Origin of the sequence: uncultured Desulfovibrio sp. (assembly GCF_902477725.1) — a bacterium.
Taxonomy (GTDB): domain Bacteria; phylum Desulfobacterota; class Desulfovibrionia; order Desulfovibrionales; family Desulfovibrionaceae; genus Desulfovibrio.
Genome location: NZ_CABSIF010000012.1, coordinates 51304 through 66988 on the forward strand (window position 1 = coordinate 51304; position 15685 = coordinate 66988).

Consider the following 15685-nt stretch of genomic DNA (forward strand, 5'->3'; position numbering starts at 1 on the left):
AAAAACTTCACTCTTGATAACTTCCTCACAACATAAAAAAACTGCCCCCCTCCTTACATTCTTTGCACATATTATTTTTATTAGAGTTAATCTATGTACATTTTTGCGTCAACATATTTGATTAATTTGCCCACATTGATTACTCAAAGAATGATTCTTAGCAAAACGCTAATATTTTAACACTCTGATTTATGGCCCAATCGCCAATCGGCAAAACAGCCGTGTTTTTCTGCTCAAGACGATGGTTTCTAGAAAACGCAGGCAGAACCTGACCAGATTACTTTTTAGAGCAACTAGCGGGGATAACAGATAGCGGCGGGGGCTGTGGGCTGCACCCCCCAAAAAACACAAGCGCCCTTGCGGCACAGCCATGCGAAAAACATGACCTTGTGCTGCAAGGGCGCTTGCTGCCAGCCGTAACGGCTGGCTCAAACAGATGCACTCTCCCCCGGTCGGAGCCGGAGGGGATATGGGATCAGGCGTTGAACACCAGAGGGCCTTCAGCCATGGTGGCGACCATGACGGCCTTGATGGTGTGCAGGCGGTTTTCCGCCTCTTCAAAAGCCATGTTGCGCGGCGATTCAAAGACTTCATCGCTCACTTCCATGCATTCAATGCCAAAGCGCTGATAAATGTCTTCGCCAACTGCGGTATCACGGTTATGGAAGCTCGGCAGACAATGCAAAAACTTGCATTGGGGATTGCCCGTCAGTTCCATTGCTGCTGCGTCCACGCGATACGGCGTCAACAGATCAATGCGCTCTTTCCATACGGAATCAGGCTCGCCCATGGACACCCAGACATCAGTGGAGAGAAAATCGCAGTCTTTAACGCCTTCGGCCACGCTTTCCGTGCGCATAATGTGCGCGCCAGTGCTCTTGGCTATGTGGAGGGCCAGTTCAAAAACTTCGTCCGATGTCCACAAAGCCCTGGGAGCAACAGAACGGAAATCCAGCCCAAGCAGGGCCGAACCAACCATCAGGGAATTGCCCATATTATAACGTGCATCCCCAAGATATGCCAGCGTTTGTTGATTCAAAGGTTTTTCGCAGCACTCGCGCATGGTCAGCATGTCGGCCAGAAACTGCGTGGGGTGCCATTCGTTGGTGAGGCCGTTCCACACCGGCACGCCAGCGTGTTCTGCCAGAGCCTCTACCCTCGCCTGTTCATAACCGCGATACTCAATACCATCATAAAAGCGGGAAAGCACGCGGGCGGTATCGGCCATGGATTCCTTTTTGCCCATCTGCGAGCCGGAGGGGCCAAGATAGGTCACGCGCGCGCCCTGATCATAGGCTGCCACTTCAAAAGAACAGCGGGTACGCGTGGAATCCTTTTCAAAAAGGATGACAATATTTCTGTCTTGCAGAAACTTCGGCTCGCGCCGGACCTTTTTGGCCTGCTTGAGCTGGGCCGCCAGATCCAGCAGATACGTGAGGTCTTCCGGCGTGAAGTCTATTTCTTTCAGAAAATCCCGGTGATACAGCCTGTTGCTCATGACGCATTCCCACCCTTTGCAGACAGTGTGAATCCCTGCGATTATATCGCAGGTTGAAAACTATAATTCGAGTATCATTCCAATTTCGTCACAGCAGTAAAACTTGGGACATTTACTGCATTCAACCCACACAATGGCGGGCATGTCATCGCGTTTAAACTCGCTGAAGCCGCACTTGGAAAAAAACGGTGCAGCCAGCGTAAAGGCAAAAACCCTCGGCAAGCCGAGACCACGGCATCGGTCAACCAGCGCGGCCACCAGCCTTTTGCCGAAGCCCTGCGCCTGACACAGGGGGTGAACCGCCACCGACCGAATTTCCGCCAAGTCTTCCCACAGCACATGCACAGCGCCGCAGGCCACCACAACCTCATGCCCGTCGTCAGCCGAGGGAGCCGTGGCAACCATGTAGTCCTGAATATGCTGATAGAGATACTGCGGCCCGCGCGCCAGCATGACGTTGGACGACGCATAGTGGTTGATAAGCGCAGACATGCCGTGCACGTCGCGTACCGTGGCCGAACGGATGACCAGCGCTGAAAGGTTTTCTACGCGAACATCCTGAACAAGAGGTTTGTCTTCTACGCCAACGCGTGGAACGGCAATGGGCATTATACGCCTCGATATCTGGATTACGCTCCGCCCATGACAGGGAAGAAGCCGAAAAAGGTTACGTACAAAGCAGCCAGAGCCAAACTCTGCCGCAAAGAATAACCATAATAACAAGCTCCGCGCTGTGCAAGCAATTACGGCCCGCGAGGTGGGCAAAATTTGCACTGGCGCAGGGCCTGCAGCCTTTACGCATGCAAATCGGCGTTGCCCGCGCAGGCCTTTATGGCTATGGTACCCCCCATCAAGGAGAACGCATGCGCACTGCACCACGCTTAATCACTGTCTGCCTTGCCTGCGCACTGCTCTGCCATTTGCCCCTATCTGGCATTGCGGCGCAGCAGGGGGATGAACAACCCCGCCTTATGAAAGTTGTAGCGCTTTCCCGCCACGGGGTGCGCTCGCCTACGCAGGCTCCCGATACGCTTTCGCAGTGGAGCACCCGCAACTGGCCCCAGTGGCCTGTGCCGAGGGGTTTCCTCACGCCGCGCGGTGCGCGGCTGGTAACCGCCATGTGGGAAGACATGCGCGGACAAATGCTGAATCTTGGCCTGCTGCCTGACAGCGCCTGTCCGCCGCCCGGCAAGGTTTTTGTGCGCGCCGATGTGGATCAGCGCACCAGAGCAACAGCCAAAGCCCTGCTTGATGGCCTGTGCCGGGGGGGCGGGCAGACCTATGCCGTTTCAAGTCAGACGCCTGATCCGCTTTTTCATCCCGTGCAGGCGGGGTTTCAACTTTTTGATCCCGCCTCGGTAGCCGCAAGCATCATGGCCACGGCCGGGGGCGATCTTGATCGGCTGCACGAGGACAATGCAGGAGCCTTGACCCACATCCAGCACCTGAGCGCTCCCGTGGCCCCCACATTGTGCTCGCGCTACAATCTGCCGCCCACCTGCGGGCTCGCAGACCTGCCAAATTCTGTGAGCGTTGATGCTGACGGCAAGGGCGCGGGGCTTTCCGGCGCACTGGCAACCGCATCAAGCATGGCGGAAATTTTTTTGCTGGAATACGCCCAGTGGCCTGAATCTTCTGCCGGATGGGGCCAGGTGGACGCGCACGTTCTGCGTGAAGTGCTGCCCGTACACACAAGCGTGTTCAACACTGTGAACCGCTCTCCAGTTGTGGCTCTTTTCAAGGGGGCATCGCTGCTTTCAGAAATGGCTGCGGCCCTTGACGGCACTCATAGGGATCAACGCTGCAACGCGGCTTCCCTGGTTGTTTTTGTGGGGCACGACACCAACCTTGCCAATGTGGGCGAATTGCTGGGCGTGCACTGGCAGTTGCCCGGCTACCCCGATGACGCCACCCCGCCAGGATCAGCCCTTATACTTGAGCTGTGGGATATGGGCGGTAAAAAAGAAGTTCGCGTGCGCTTTTTTGCCCAGTCGCTGGAAGCCCTGCACGAACCCTTTGTTGATCCGCCCCAGCCAGTGGGCGGCCTGACCATCCCCCAGTTTACCGACCCAGCCAGAACCCACAAGACAACTGCGGCTCTGGTAACAGCGCCCCCTGTTGTGGGGGAAGCCCGCTTTAGCCTTGAAAATTTTTCCCAGCGGGTCAACAAAGCACTGCGTAATGCATCCCTGGTGCCGCAAGAGGTCCCCCCTCTGCGCCTGCGTGTGGACAGCGATGTGGACAACAGCCCTGCCACGATCTCTTCCGCTGAGCCCTCTTCGCCAGTAAAAAACCGCTGACCTCATAGACATCCCATCTGTATTCCACACCGCTGCGTCAAATGATGCAGCGGTTTTTCATTTTCACAACATCGCATAGTGGCTTCTGACGCGACAAAAACAGGCTGGCGGCAAAATTTTCCCCCGCACAAAACGGAATGTCTTTTGCATAATCAGATTGGGAAAAAATTTCCCCGGCTGATACGCGACACAGGGAGGTGCGCTTACAGTATTCGGCTTCGCCCGCAGGGGATTGCAGGTGTTGCCGACAATGTCCACAAGGACTGGGAGACAGTATGAGCGTCAGTGCGTTATCATCATCCTCTTCCTCCTATTGGGAGAAGATGCTTGCGCAGATGAAAGGCTCCAGCGAGACGCAAGCGCAGGACAATCTGGCAAGCAAGCTTTTCGGGGATTTGGACTCTGACGGAAACGGCGCGCTGAGCCTTGATGAAACAGGGCTGAGCGGTGATCTTTACAACAAAATTGATACCGATGGCGATGGGGCCGTTTCGCAGACTGAACTGCAAAAAGCCATCGAAACCCAACGCAACGCCATGCTCACCAACATGCAGATGGGGCAGAGCCAGGCCGCACAGACAGCGGCGTCGACTCAGCCAACTGCCAAGGATCTGCTTTCCGCCATAATGAGCGGACAGGTTCCCGGCGGCATGCAGGGTGCGGGGCGCGGCGGCAAGGGTGACGACCTTGCGTCCAAGCTCTTTTCTTCGCTGGACAGTGACGGCAGCGGCGGCCTGAGCGCCGAGGAAACGGGCCTCAGCCAGTCCGTATTTGACGCCATGGACACCGATCAGAACGGCTCCGTCTCTTCCGATGAACTGGCGGCCGCGCTGAAAAAACAGCGCGAAGCCATGAACAACAACTCCCAGAATTCACAAAACCAGTCCAGCGCGCAGAACTCATCGGGCGAAATGGACGCAAAAACCCTGCTGTCTTCAATCATGAACGGCCAGACGCCCCCGCCGCCTCCCTCGCAAGGGCAGTCTGCTTCGTCTGGTCAGACCGGATCATCCCACATGGCTTCCAAGCTTTTTTCGAGCCTGGACAGCGATGGCAGTGACGGCCTCAGCGTTGATGAAACAGGCCTCAGCCAGTCAGTGTTCGACTCCATGGACGTGAATCAGGACGGCTCCGTTTCTGCTGACGAGCTTGCCACCGCGCTTGAAAAGCAACGCGCCGCAATGGGAACGGACCAGACCAGCACAAGCCGAACCGCCATGGCCCGCAGCTTTCTGTCAGCCATTGCCAACAGTGCATATCAGAGCGTGAGCCAGACCACCGCCGCTGCCCAGAGTGTGGAAGCAGTGGCCTGATCCCCACCAGAAACAATGCCTCCTCCACGCAGGGGGCGCTCATACATTATGCCCGCAAACATGAGCCCGGCTGTGCAAAACAGCCGGGCTCATGTTATATGACGCGACCGACTACGCGTTAATTCCAGCCCTGCCCATTATGATAAAACCGCTCGCCATTTTTTGCACAGCAAGGCAGATAGTGCCGCCGCTGAGCTGCCGCAAAAGCATAAAAAATCCGCACTGATCAAGAAAAAATCGCCGATGCATAACCATATGAAAATAATAACTTTCACAATCTAATTGCGAAACAAAATCAGTAACTCAAAAAAATATCAAGTGTAACGCACTGTTTTATAATGATTAAATTTAAGAATAAAACAAATTAGGGGGCAGTTATACCACTTGTGAAATTAGTGTGATTATATTGACATAAACGGCATAAAGAAATATGAACATGGCCGCACCAATGGACTCTTGTATAATAGCATCTAGACCAGAGGATTATATGAACACATTTGAAAAGCTTAGTGAAACGTTGATGCGTGAGCTGCGCCTCATTCATGCACCCGTTGCAATCAAATACTTCTACGACCAGCAGGAGCTTGATTCTTTCAAGCAAAATCAGCCCCACTACTCTCCCATGAAGCCGCTGACCTTCTGCCAGAGCGAAGTCGGAGCACGCATGGAAGGTATTACAGTCATTGTAGAGCGTGAAAAGATGGGCTGTACCAATGCTAGTTTTGTGTTCGGCTGGAAAGAGCTGGACGAACCCGAAATCAAAAGCCACCTCAAGTACTGCGCCGATGCCGACCATGCCCGCAAGGTGCTCGAAGCCAAGCCACATGTTCCGGCCAACCTGCTGGCCATAGCCGTGAGCCCGCTTGCGGCAGCCACCACCCAGCCCGATGTGGTGCACTTTGTGTGCGATACCATGCAGGCCTACCACATCATTGGCGACTGGATGGCAACCCAGCGCATCGACAACTTCCACCCGTCCATGAGCGTCAACTCTGCCGTCTGCTCCGGCAACGTTTACACGCTGAACACCAAGCAGGCGAACCTGTACCTCGCTTGCAGCGGCAGCTACAATTCCGGCAAGACGGAACGGGGCGAAATCAACGTGTCCATCCCCGGCGAGCACATGGAAGCTCTGGTGCAGCGCCTTGAAGACCGCGTCACCAACAAGGGCGGCGCGTCCATCACCCGCCTTGGCGAACCCTTCCCCGGCGCAGCCGTGTGCAAGAACTGCCCTCTCATTGTTTTCAAGAAAGAACGCGACGCCTAAAAAGGCTCTCGCATACAGGTATACAACAACAGCCGGGCTGCCTTGCGCAGCCCGGCTGTTGTGCTGTGAGCTCTCGGCAAGTTCGCTCACTGAGTATATAAATCCTATGCAATCAAGTAGTATCCCCGCCAAAGGGCAAAGACGTTACGGGCGTGTCATCCTTGAGGTTCACTCCAGTCAATTGCCGCGCAAAGGCCCCCTGCACCAGATAGCACATTTTGCGCAGGCCTTGTTCAATGCTGAGGCCCGCAGGCCGCATGGCTTGAACACACGGTGTGCCTGTGCAGACGCCACCGTGAGGGAGGCATGCCCTTGGGCGAGGTATAAGCTTGCGCGGGGATATTTTATTTGGGCAGACAACAAACAAGCCCCTCGACCTTAAGGCAGAGGGGCTTGTTTTATACGGATACAAATCCCGCTTCGCGGGTTTTGCATCTGCTAGATAAAGAACAGCCAGGTCAACAGTGCGAACAGAGGCACCAGAATGCCTACCGACCATGCCATGTAGCCAAAGAAGCTGGGCATAGGCACGCCGTCGCTTTCTGCAATGGAGCGAACCATGAAGTTGGGCGCGTTGCCAATGTAGCTGTTGGCGCCCATGAACACGGCACCCGCAGATATGGCGGCAAGGGTGGCGGGCATGTCGTGCATAAGGTGCTGCGCATCACCACCAGCCGTGTTGAAAAACACAAGATAGGTCGGCGCATTATCCAGAAAACTGGAGAGAATGCCCGTGAGCCAGAAATACATGGAATTTACCGGCTGCCCATCGTGCGAAACAAGGTGAATCAGGGGAGCAAGCGCACCATCGGCACCTGCGCGCAAAATGGCAATGGCCGGAACCATGCTGATAAAAATGCCAAAGAACAGCTTGGCAACTTCTTCAATGGGGGCCCAGGAAAAGCCATTGAGTTCACGGCAGCGCCTGCTCGTAAATTTGAGCGAAAGCCCGGCCAGGCACAGCAGCACCACATCGCGCAGCAGGTTCTGTCCTTCGACCGACACGCCGAAGACCGAAACCAGTTCACCCATGGGATACAGGCCAGAAAGCAGCACAGCCACGACAACGCCCAGCAGAAAGAGCAGGTTGATCTTGCCGTCAAGGCCGAGCTTCTCTTCTACCGCGCCTGCCTGCACCTCAGGCTTGGGGCTGCCTTCTTTCTTGAACAGCACGGTATCAAGAACAAAGAAGATACCCAGCAAAATTGTGGCAATGAGGCTTGTTTTCATCATCAGATTGGTTGTGGTCCAGAAGAAATCCACACCCTTCAGAAAGCCCAGAAACAGCGGCGGATCGCCCAGAGGAGTGAGCGAGCCGCCAATATTGGCCACAAGAAAAATAAAAAAGACAACTGAATGAACACGGTATTTACGGTGCGCGTTGGCCCGAAGTAAGGGGCGGATAAGCAGCATGGCCGCGCCGGTTGTACCCATCCAGCTGGCCAGCACAGTGCCGACTGCCAGCAGACCAGTATTGACTGCGGGGGTTCCGACCAGCGAACCGGTAAGCCGCACACCGCCTGCGATGGTAAAGAGCGTGAACAGCAGCACCAGAAAAGGAACGTAGTCCAGCAGGATAATGTGTAAAAACTCGTAGAGGGCCACATTAAACCCATAAGCCAGAATACAGGGAGTCAAAAAGGCCAAGCCCCAGAAGGCCGCGATTTTACCAAAGTGTTTTTCCCAAAAATGGGGCAATGCCAGGGGCATTATGGCAATCGAAAGCAGCATGCACACAAAGGGGATTGCCCAAAGGACTGAAAGCTGTGCACCAGGGATATTGGGATGTCCCTCGCCTGCGAGAACGACACCGGGCACAAGAAGCGCGGCGCACAGGGCACCGAACGCAGTTAGAAATCTTGCCATATGCACTCCTCAAATAGGTAACCATCTTATACCATAGGGTATTGCGAAACTTTATATCAAGCATAAATTAAAAAGACAATCGCTCCATATGTATTTGGAAAAATACAGATAGAAATAACAGCAACGTCAATTTTCTTGCCGCATCATTGAATCTCAAAAAACAACTTGCGCTGCTTTTGTGTACTCCGATTCACAGCATAAAGGCGGCTTGTCGCATAATAGCAACAGGCCGCCTTTAGTTTATGTTTTTGAATGAAGTAGTAGTTTTGCCTATCCCTGACGCATTTCAGTGATCAGCAGCCCAAGATCCTGCGACTGACGCGCCAGCTCTGCCACTGCACTTGCGGCCTCGGCCATGGCGGTTGCGGTCTGTTTGGCCATTTCGTTCACGTGCTCGATCGACAGGTTGATTTCGTCACTGGCGGCAGACTGCTCCTCGCTGGCAGTGGCAATGGCATTGACCTGATCTGCCATACCCAGAACAGTTTCCAGTATTTCATTAAGAGCCTGCCCGGACTGACTGGCGTATCCCGTTGCCTGATTAACCTGCTCAAGCGCATTATCCGTTGAGGCCATGCTCTTTGAAGTGCTCTCCTGTATGGCATTTATGGCATTGCCCACATCATGGGTTGAGGCCATGGTTTTTTCTGCCAGCTTGCGCACTTCGTCGGCGACCACGGCAAATCCACGCCCGGCATCACCTGCGCGGGCGGCTTCGATGGCTGCGTTGAGCGCCAGAAGATTGGTCTGATCCGCAATATCTGAAATGACACCCATAATCTGGCTGATGGCCTGGGCGTGAGTGTTCAGTTGCAGCATATCCTGCTTGAGTTCTTGCGACACGGTCTGCACCTGGCCGATGCTGACAAGCGATTTTTGCACAATGTCGGCCCCGGCTTCAGCTTTGTCTTTTGTATCGGTGGATGCCATAGATGCCTGACCGGCATTGCGGGCCACCTCCTGCACTGTGGCGTTCATCTGGTTCATGGCCGTGGCCGCTTCCGCAAGTCTTTGCGCAGCATGCCCGGCCCCCTTGCCAGCCTGTTCAATCTGGGCAGAAAGCTGCGTGGAAGCAGAGCTGACAATCTGCACGACCTTTTCAAGCTTGCCTGAGGCACGCACCATTGCTTCCGTTTTCTGCTGCGCCTCATCCTTGGCCGCATTGGCGCTTTCCATGGCTTCGTGCGCCTGACGCGATTGCTCCCTGGCGTTTTCTGACTCGCTCCGGGCTTTTTCGATATGACCTTTCAAGGCCTCTACCATGGCGATAATTGATCCATACACGCCAATCCTGGCATGGCCATCGTCAACATTAAAATCCCCATCCACCACGCGTTGCGCGACCCCCAGCAACTCCCCGGGGTCTCTGCCAAGCTGCCGGTTTGTTTCGCGCGCAATAAGAATGGCGGATGCAGCAGCAAGCACAATGGCAAAAATGGTCAGGCCAATGCCCATGGCATTGCTTGTGGCATACAGGCTGTCCCCTTTAAGGCCACGGGCATTGGCATTGTCATGTGAAACCTTCACCAGAACGTCAATTGAGTCGCTAAGGGCTTCGTAATCCGCATGCGATTGGCCCGTGAGCAGAGTCAGGGCTTCATCTACCCTGCCGTTCTGCCGCAGGAGCAACACTTCGTTGGAGGTGTCCAAATATTTTTTCAGGTCTCGCTCAATATTGATTACACATTTCTTGGCATTGCCCGAAATACAGAGATCACCAATTTCTTTAACTTCCCGATCAAATGTCTTTCGCACTTCATCAAGTTTTCTTTTGATTGCAGAAGCCTTTTGCGCGTCTTTTTCAATGATGTAACGGAATTCCATTATTCTGTATTCTGCAGTGTCAGTATTGATTTCGCCAGCAAGCTCCGACACAGGCACATTGCGATGCGCCAGGACAGAGGTGATGTTGTTGAGTTCTGACATTTGCCAAAGCATATATCCGGCTAATAAAGCCATCAAAACACCCAGCATCCCCATCCCGCAAGAAATTTTTGTTACAAGCTTCATTGCATTCTACTCGGCGCTAAAGTTTAAATACACACGATGGAGATCAAGAGCGTCACACCGACGTCGATATAGCCTATCGGCTATATTACGGCTCGTATTATGCCCGCTTGTGATTTTTTTCAATAATTATTAATAAAAATAAAAGTATAAAAATTCAGCAAGATATAAAGTTTAAAACTTTGTTACAGTGACAGACAACTGTTTATACCACCACCAACCAGTAGAATCGATTATCAATTTTAATAGCAACACACTAAACAAATACACAAATAAAAATAAATTTATCTGTTGTTATTCTAGATCAATATGGCAACATACGATATATACATTTTTAACATCTGTTCACAAAAAATATGCGCATACAGCAACCTCAACCTTTATCTGGAAATTGGCCCAGACATCGCGTGAGCACCCAAGTTTTAATTCCCACAGCATGCAATTCATTAACACACTGTCAAATATCAAAGCGCTAACCACCAGAGACTAACTAAGGCAGCCGTGAAAAAGGCGCACGCACGCATGCGGCTTTGCTTTTGCATGCAAACGGCACAAAAAAAGCCGGAGCGCTTCCACCCCGGCCGTTCTTGAAAATAAAGGCGTTTACGATTTTTTCAGCTTATCCACGATGCTGCTGAGGTCGCCAGCCATTTCAGCGAGTTGCTGAATAGCTGTTGCTGATTCAGCCTGCCCACGTGTGGTGTCTGTGGTCAGACGGGAAACTTCATCAAGGCTGCGGCTGATTTCTTCCGAAGCGGAAGACTGTTCTTCTGCCGCTGTTGCTATGGATTGCGCCTGATCGGCATTTTCTTTGGCAAGCACCAGAATGACATCCAAAACTTCGCCGGATTTGTGCGACAGGGATGTTGTTTCCTCCACCACGAAGCTGGCCTTGTCCATGGAAGAGATGCTCTGCCTGGCGGCGGTTTGCATACCGGAGATATTTTCGCCCACCTGCTTGGTGGCGCCTATGGTCTTTTCAGCCAGCTTGCGCACTTCATCCGCCACCACGGCAAAACCACGGCCAGCCTCGCCAGCCCGCGCCGCCTCAATGGCGGCATTGAGCGCCAACAGGTTGGTCTGGTCAGCGATATCGTTAATGACGTCCATGATCGCGCCGATGCTGTCAGCCTGTTTGCCTAGGGCCGTCAGATCAACCTTCATGGTCTGCGTCTGCTCATGCACATGGTTAACCGAATCAATGACCTGCCGGACAAGAGTGGCGCCCTGCCCTGCCTCCTGCTGCGTTTTGACAGCATTGGAAGCAGCCTGCCCAGAATTGCGCGCCACCTCAACAATGGAGGCGGACATCTGCTCCATGCCGGCAGAGGTGTCTGTCATGCGTTGCCGCTGGATTTCCGCAGCATTGGATATCTGCTCAGACTGAGCCGCCAGCTCTTCCGTGCTGGAGGCAATGCGCGCAACAACGCCTTCAATCTGGCTGGCAGCCTGCAAAATACCGCGCTGGGTGGCCAGTTCCGCTTCTTTGCGGGCTTCCTCCGCCTCGGCAACCGCTTTTTGCGCGCGCTCGGCTTCGGAGAGGGCGTGCCGCTCCTTTTCTTCTGTCGTACGGATCATGTCTTTCAGACGCGCAACCATGTTGCGCAGGGCATCGGCAAGTGTCCCCACTTCGTCCTTGCTCTTGATATCAAGGGTTTCATCAAGATTACCCTCGGCAACCGCTGCGGCAAAAACAACGCCCTTGCCCAGCGGCTTGAAGATCAGCATGGACACCAGAAAATGCACCATCAGGGCAGACAGCACCAGGGCAACAATTGCGGTTATGGCACTGGAGTGCAGATTGGCGGTGGAGTCACGCTGAATTTCCTCAAGCGGCTTGTACGTCCACACTTTCCAGCCAAGCCCCGGAATAATATACAGGCTCCCCTCAAACACCCTGTCTCGGCTGGTGAACTGGATGCGGCCGTTCTGCTGCAACCCGCTATATTTTTTCATATCCGGGATAACTTCCCACAGGCTTTTGCCAATGCGCTTGTCATCCCGATTGGCCATGATGTAGCCATCGGCCCGCGTCAGAAAAATGTTGTCAAACTCAAGAACATGATTGGTAAAATTGGTTATGTCCGTCAGGCCAAGGTTGATGCAGAGCGTGCCCGCCATCTTGCCGTTATCTATCAAAGGTACGCCCACAGCCATAACCGTTGCGCCGATAGACGAGGTATAAGGGGTTGTTACAACCCGCTTTTCGCCATTAAACATGCGCACAAACCACTCGCGGCCAAGGCTCTTGGCGTTGAAATTTTTGATCGCGCCCTTATCATTATGCGTTTCGCCGCTGTCAAAAGCATAATAGGCTTCAACAAGGTTTACCTGCTTAAGCAATTGTTTCAAAATATTGCGTTTATATTCATAAAGTTCATCCGGGGAAGCACCCACAGGATTCGTCAGCATGCGCGAGCTCAGCTCAAGCACATTGAAATACACGTCCATCTTTTCCGAAACAGCCTTGCCCACCGCCTGGGACATGGTGTCCAGCTGCTCCATTTCAGAGTCGTATGACGAGCCACAGAAACTCCGGTACGAGCTGTAGGCCATCGCAATGATGACCAGCGAAAAGAATGCGACTACGCTTAGGAGGATTTTATTTTTTGCACTCATTGCCACGTCACGTTCTCCTTATTGAGCATCAACTTATTTTCAACTAAACACTGCAATAGTATCGAATGCTCGCTAAAATTCTTTAGAGTCAACCATTAAACACTATATAATTTTTTTATTCAGTCAATGCTGTTGCAAAAATACAGCAAAAATATCTCCACAAGTTGTAATTTTGCAACATTACGTTGCAAAAATGCAACACAAAACAACGACAGATCATCACATCAAAGCCGCATAAAATAGCCATTTTCCACATGCACAATTAAAATATTTAATACAATCCCTCAGCATCCGCGTATAATAAAGAGGCATGGGATCAGAATCGCTATCAACGGCAGAAGAAATAATGAGGAATGAGAAAAGACATCAGCTATTCGTGACACGGAGCCATGCGGCTTGTGCACTGAGCGACACTTTTATATGGTGCGGTGCGAGCATGCCGCAGCGCAATCAATACAGCCTTGCAGACAGGATGCGGAAATGAGTGTGAGTGTACTTTGGGGATTATTTATTTCTGCATTTGTGGCAGCATCGATCTTTCCGGCGCAGTCAGAGCTTTTTCTGGCAGGAGCACTGGCAAAAGACTACGCGCCACTGTGGGCAATGATCGCCGCCGCCAGCATTGGCAACACACTGGGGTCTGCCACCAACTGGCTGCTCGGGCGGTTCTTCATCCATTATCAGGATCGCTCGTGGTTTCCCATAAAACGCAGCAGCCTTGCTAGGGCCGAAGCGTGGTATGGCAAATACGGGCGCTGGTCGCTGCTTCTGAGCTGGATGCCCATTGTGGGCGACCCCATTACTCTTGTAGCGGGGATTCTTCGCGAGCCATTCCCCTCATTCATCGCCATTGTCGCTGTGGCAAAAACGGCCCGCTATATCGTGGTTGCCCTGATCACCTTGCAATTCACCTGAGGATGAAGAATAGCGGCTTGAAGCAGGCCGAGCTATACAGAATTACTGTGCCAACGCGTGCGCCAATCAGTGCCAACCGCCCCGCGATCATGCAAAACAGGCAGGGGGGTGACAGGTGGATGACTGGCAGGCAACCAAACAGATATTTTGCCCCAAAAACAAAAAAGGATGTCACATGAAAAAACATGTAACATCCTGATTTATTTATGGCGCGCCCGAGAGGAATCGAACCCCTGACCAAGAACTTAGAAGGTTCCTGCTCTATCCAACTGAGCTACGGGCGCACATGACAAAGGCGCAGTGCCCTGCCGTGTGGCGGCCAATATAGTGATAGCGCCCCACTGCGTCAAGCGTTCCCGCGCATTCAGGCATACACGCTTCTGCGGCGGGGTTTGCGTGATGGCGCAATTTTTTACGCAAGCATCGGGCAAGAATTGCGTGGTTTTTGCCTGTGCACGCCCGCTGACAGACAGCGCGCTTTGCGCTACCATATATAAATGAGCAACACGTTCAGCACTCCCGCAGATATCCAGCGCCATCTGGACAGCCTGGGGCTTTTTCATATGGATATGGGCCTGGGCCGCATGCGCCGGGCTTTGGCCGCCCTTGACCTGACTCGCCCACCCTTTGTGGTGGCTCAGGTGCTCGGCACCAACGGCAAGGGATCAACATCGTCCTTTCTTGCTTCCCTTGCTCTTGCTCACGGCTGCCGGGTAGGCCTCTACACCTCGCCGCACTTTGTCAGCCCCACTGAGCGCATCCGCATTGGCGGGCCCAATGACGCCGCCTGCGCCCCATGGTCTGCGGATGATTGGGTTGAACCAGCCAATCAGGTCATGGCCGCCGCGCCCGATCTGACCTATTTTGAATTTCTTACGGTGCTGGCCCTGCTGGGTTTTGCCCGCAAGGGCGTGGAGCTGGCCGTGCTTGAAGCTGGCCTTGGCGGCAAACACGACGCCACAACCGCCGTTGCCGCCGACCTCATGTGCTATGCGCCCATTGCCCTTGACCACAAGGACATCCTTGGCCCCACCCTTGCCGACATTGCGTCAGACAAGGCCGCAGCCATACGCAGCGCCGCGCCCGTATGCAGTGTTGCGCAGTTTCCCGAAGCCGCAAAAATTCTTGAAAGCGCGGCCCGCAGCCATAACGCACCCTTCATCAGGGCTTGCCCGGTTGCCGCCGATACCTGCCTTGGGCTCAGCGGCCCTCACCAGCGCGCCAACGCAGGTCTGGCCCTCACGGCATGGCGCGAGCTTGCCCCCATGCTGGGCAAAAGTGCGGACGACACCCCGGCGCAGGCTCAAGGGCTGGCGCAAGCCTTTATGCCGGGCCGCTTGCAGCGGGTGCCGGGTACAGATCAGTATCCACCGCTGCTGCTTGACGGCGCCCACAATCCGCACGGCATGGCCGCGCTGATCAAGGCCCTGCGCGCCGAAGGTCTGCAACCCGCCGGAGCGGTGTTTTCCTGCCTTGCAGACAAAGACTGGCTGCCTGCCGCCCAGATGCTCAAGCACTATCTGGGCGAAGCCCCCATGTTTGTGGTTACGTTAGGCAACCACCGGGCCGCAGCGGCGCAAGACATAGCCGCCGCCTGCAATGCCCTGCCCCCGGCCACGGCGCAGGCCTTGCCCGAAGGCCCTCAAGGCTTGGCAAAGGCGCTTGAACTGGCGCGCGCCCTGCCCGCCGCCACTGAAGCCCGCCCGGTGCTCATGACGGGTTCGCTGTACCTGCTTTCGGAATTTTTTACGCAGCAACCCCAATGGCTGCTGCAACCGCAGCTTCAGTAGGCGCAGGCAAACCCTCCGCTGACGCGGCTTATGGTGCAGCATGGCAGACAAAGCCCAAGCCGCCGTGCTCGCGCATTTTTTATTTTTTGCGGTAAACGCAGTATAAAGGA

General features: G+C 53.9%; 10 protein-coding genes and 1 tRNA gene. 5 read left to right on the plus strand and 6 right to left on the minus strand.

Translation table 11 applies throughout. From position 1 onward, the window contains the following. Window positions 1–475 precede the first annotated feature (475 nt). Together argF and RDK48_RS11715 are read right to left on the minus strand one after the other, a co-directional pair. Window positions 476–1498, minus strand: coding sequence for an ornithine carbamoyltransferase (gene argF, locus RDK48_RS11710; RefSeq protein ID WP_298994001.1), 1023 nt, complete (start codon window positions 1496–1498; stop codon window positions 476–478). 60 nt (window positions 1499–1558) lie between these two features. Beyond that, the gene (locus RDK48_RS11715; RefSeq protein WP_298993999.1) at window positions 1559–2107 is read right to left on the minus strand and encodes an N-acetyltransferase; all 549 of its coding nucleotides are present in this window, start codon (window positions 2105–2107) and stop codon (window positions 1559–1561) included. A 254-nt stretch (window positions 2108–2361) separates the two neighbouring features. Between RDK48_RS11715 and RDK48_RS11720 the strand changes: the two genes are divergently transcribed. The 3 genes from RDK48_RS11720 (at window position 2362) to RDK48_RS11730 (ending at window position 6378) form a co-directional block, all read left to right on the plus strand. Continuing rightward, entirely contained in the window at window positions 2362–3798 is a 1437-nt protein-coding gene (locus RDK48_RS11720; RefSeq protein WP_298993997.1) for a histidine-type phosphatase, read from the plus strand. A gap of 275 nt (window positions 3799–4073) precedes the next feature. Continuing rightward, window positions 4074–5111, plus strand: a complete 1038-nt coding sequence (locus tag RDK48_RS11725; protein ID WP_298993995.1) for an EF-hand domain-containing protein — start codon at window positions 4074–4076, stop codon at window positions 5109–5111. 487 nt (window positions 5112–5598) lie between these two features. Beyond that, window positions 5599–6378, plus strand: a complete 780-nt coding sequence (locus tag RDK48_RS11730; RefSeq protein WP_298993993.1) for a DUF169 domain-containing protein — start codon at window positions 5599–5601, stop codon at window positions 6376–6378. Window positions 6379–6816: 438 nt separating this feature from the next. Here RDK48_RS11730 and RDK48_RS11735 read toward each other — a convergent pair whose 3' ends face one another. The 3 genes from RDK48_RS11735 to RDK48_RS11745 form a co-directional block, all read right to left on the minus strand. Next, window positions 6817–8244, minus strand: coding sequence for a sodium:proton antiporter (locus RDK48_RS11735; protein WP_298993991.1), 1428 nt, complete (start codon window positions 8242–8244; stop codon window positions 6817–6819). Window positions 8245–8514: 270 nt separating this feature from the next. Continuing rightward, window positions 8515–10254 (minus strand): methyl-accepting chemotaxis protein, encoded by a 1740-nt coding sequence (locus RDK48_RS11740; RefSeq protein ID WP_298993989.1) that lies wholly within the window; start codon window positions 10252–10254, stop codon window positions 8515–8517. 600 nt (window positions 10255–10854) lie between these two features. Beyond that, window positions 10855–12870 (minus strand): methyl-accepting chemotaxis protein, encoded by a 2016-nt coding sequence (locus RDK48_RS11745; RefSeq protein WP_298993987.1) that lies wholly within the window; start codon window positions 12868–12870, stop codon window positions 10855–10857. Window positions 12871–13350: 480 nt separating this feature from the next. Between RDK48_RS11745 and RDK48_RS11750 the strand changes: the two genes are divergently transcribed. After that, on the plus strand, window positions 13351–13785 hold the full coding sequence (locus RDK48_RS11750; RefSeq protein WP_298993986.1) for a YqaA family protein: 435 nt from the start codon (window positions 13351–13353) through the stop codon (window positions 13783–13785). Between the two features lie 207 nt (window positions 13786–13992). On the opposite strand, the gene RDK48_RS11755 is transcribed toward RDK48_RS11750, so the two are convergent. Further along, window positions 13993–14069 (minus strand) — tRNA-Arg (locus tag RDK48_RS11755). Window positions 14070–14282: 213 nt separating this feature from the next. Between RDK48_RS11755 and RDK48_RS11760 the strand changes: the two genes are divergently transcribed. Further along, the gene (locus tag RDK48_RS11760; protein WP_298993984.1) at window positions 14283–15575 is read left to right on the plus strand and encodes a folylpolyglutamate synthase/dihydrofolate synthase family protein; all 1293 of its coding nucleotides are present in this window, start codon (window positions 14283–14285) and stop codon (window positions 15573–15575) included. Window positions 15576–15685: the final 110 nt, after the last annotated feature.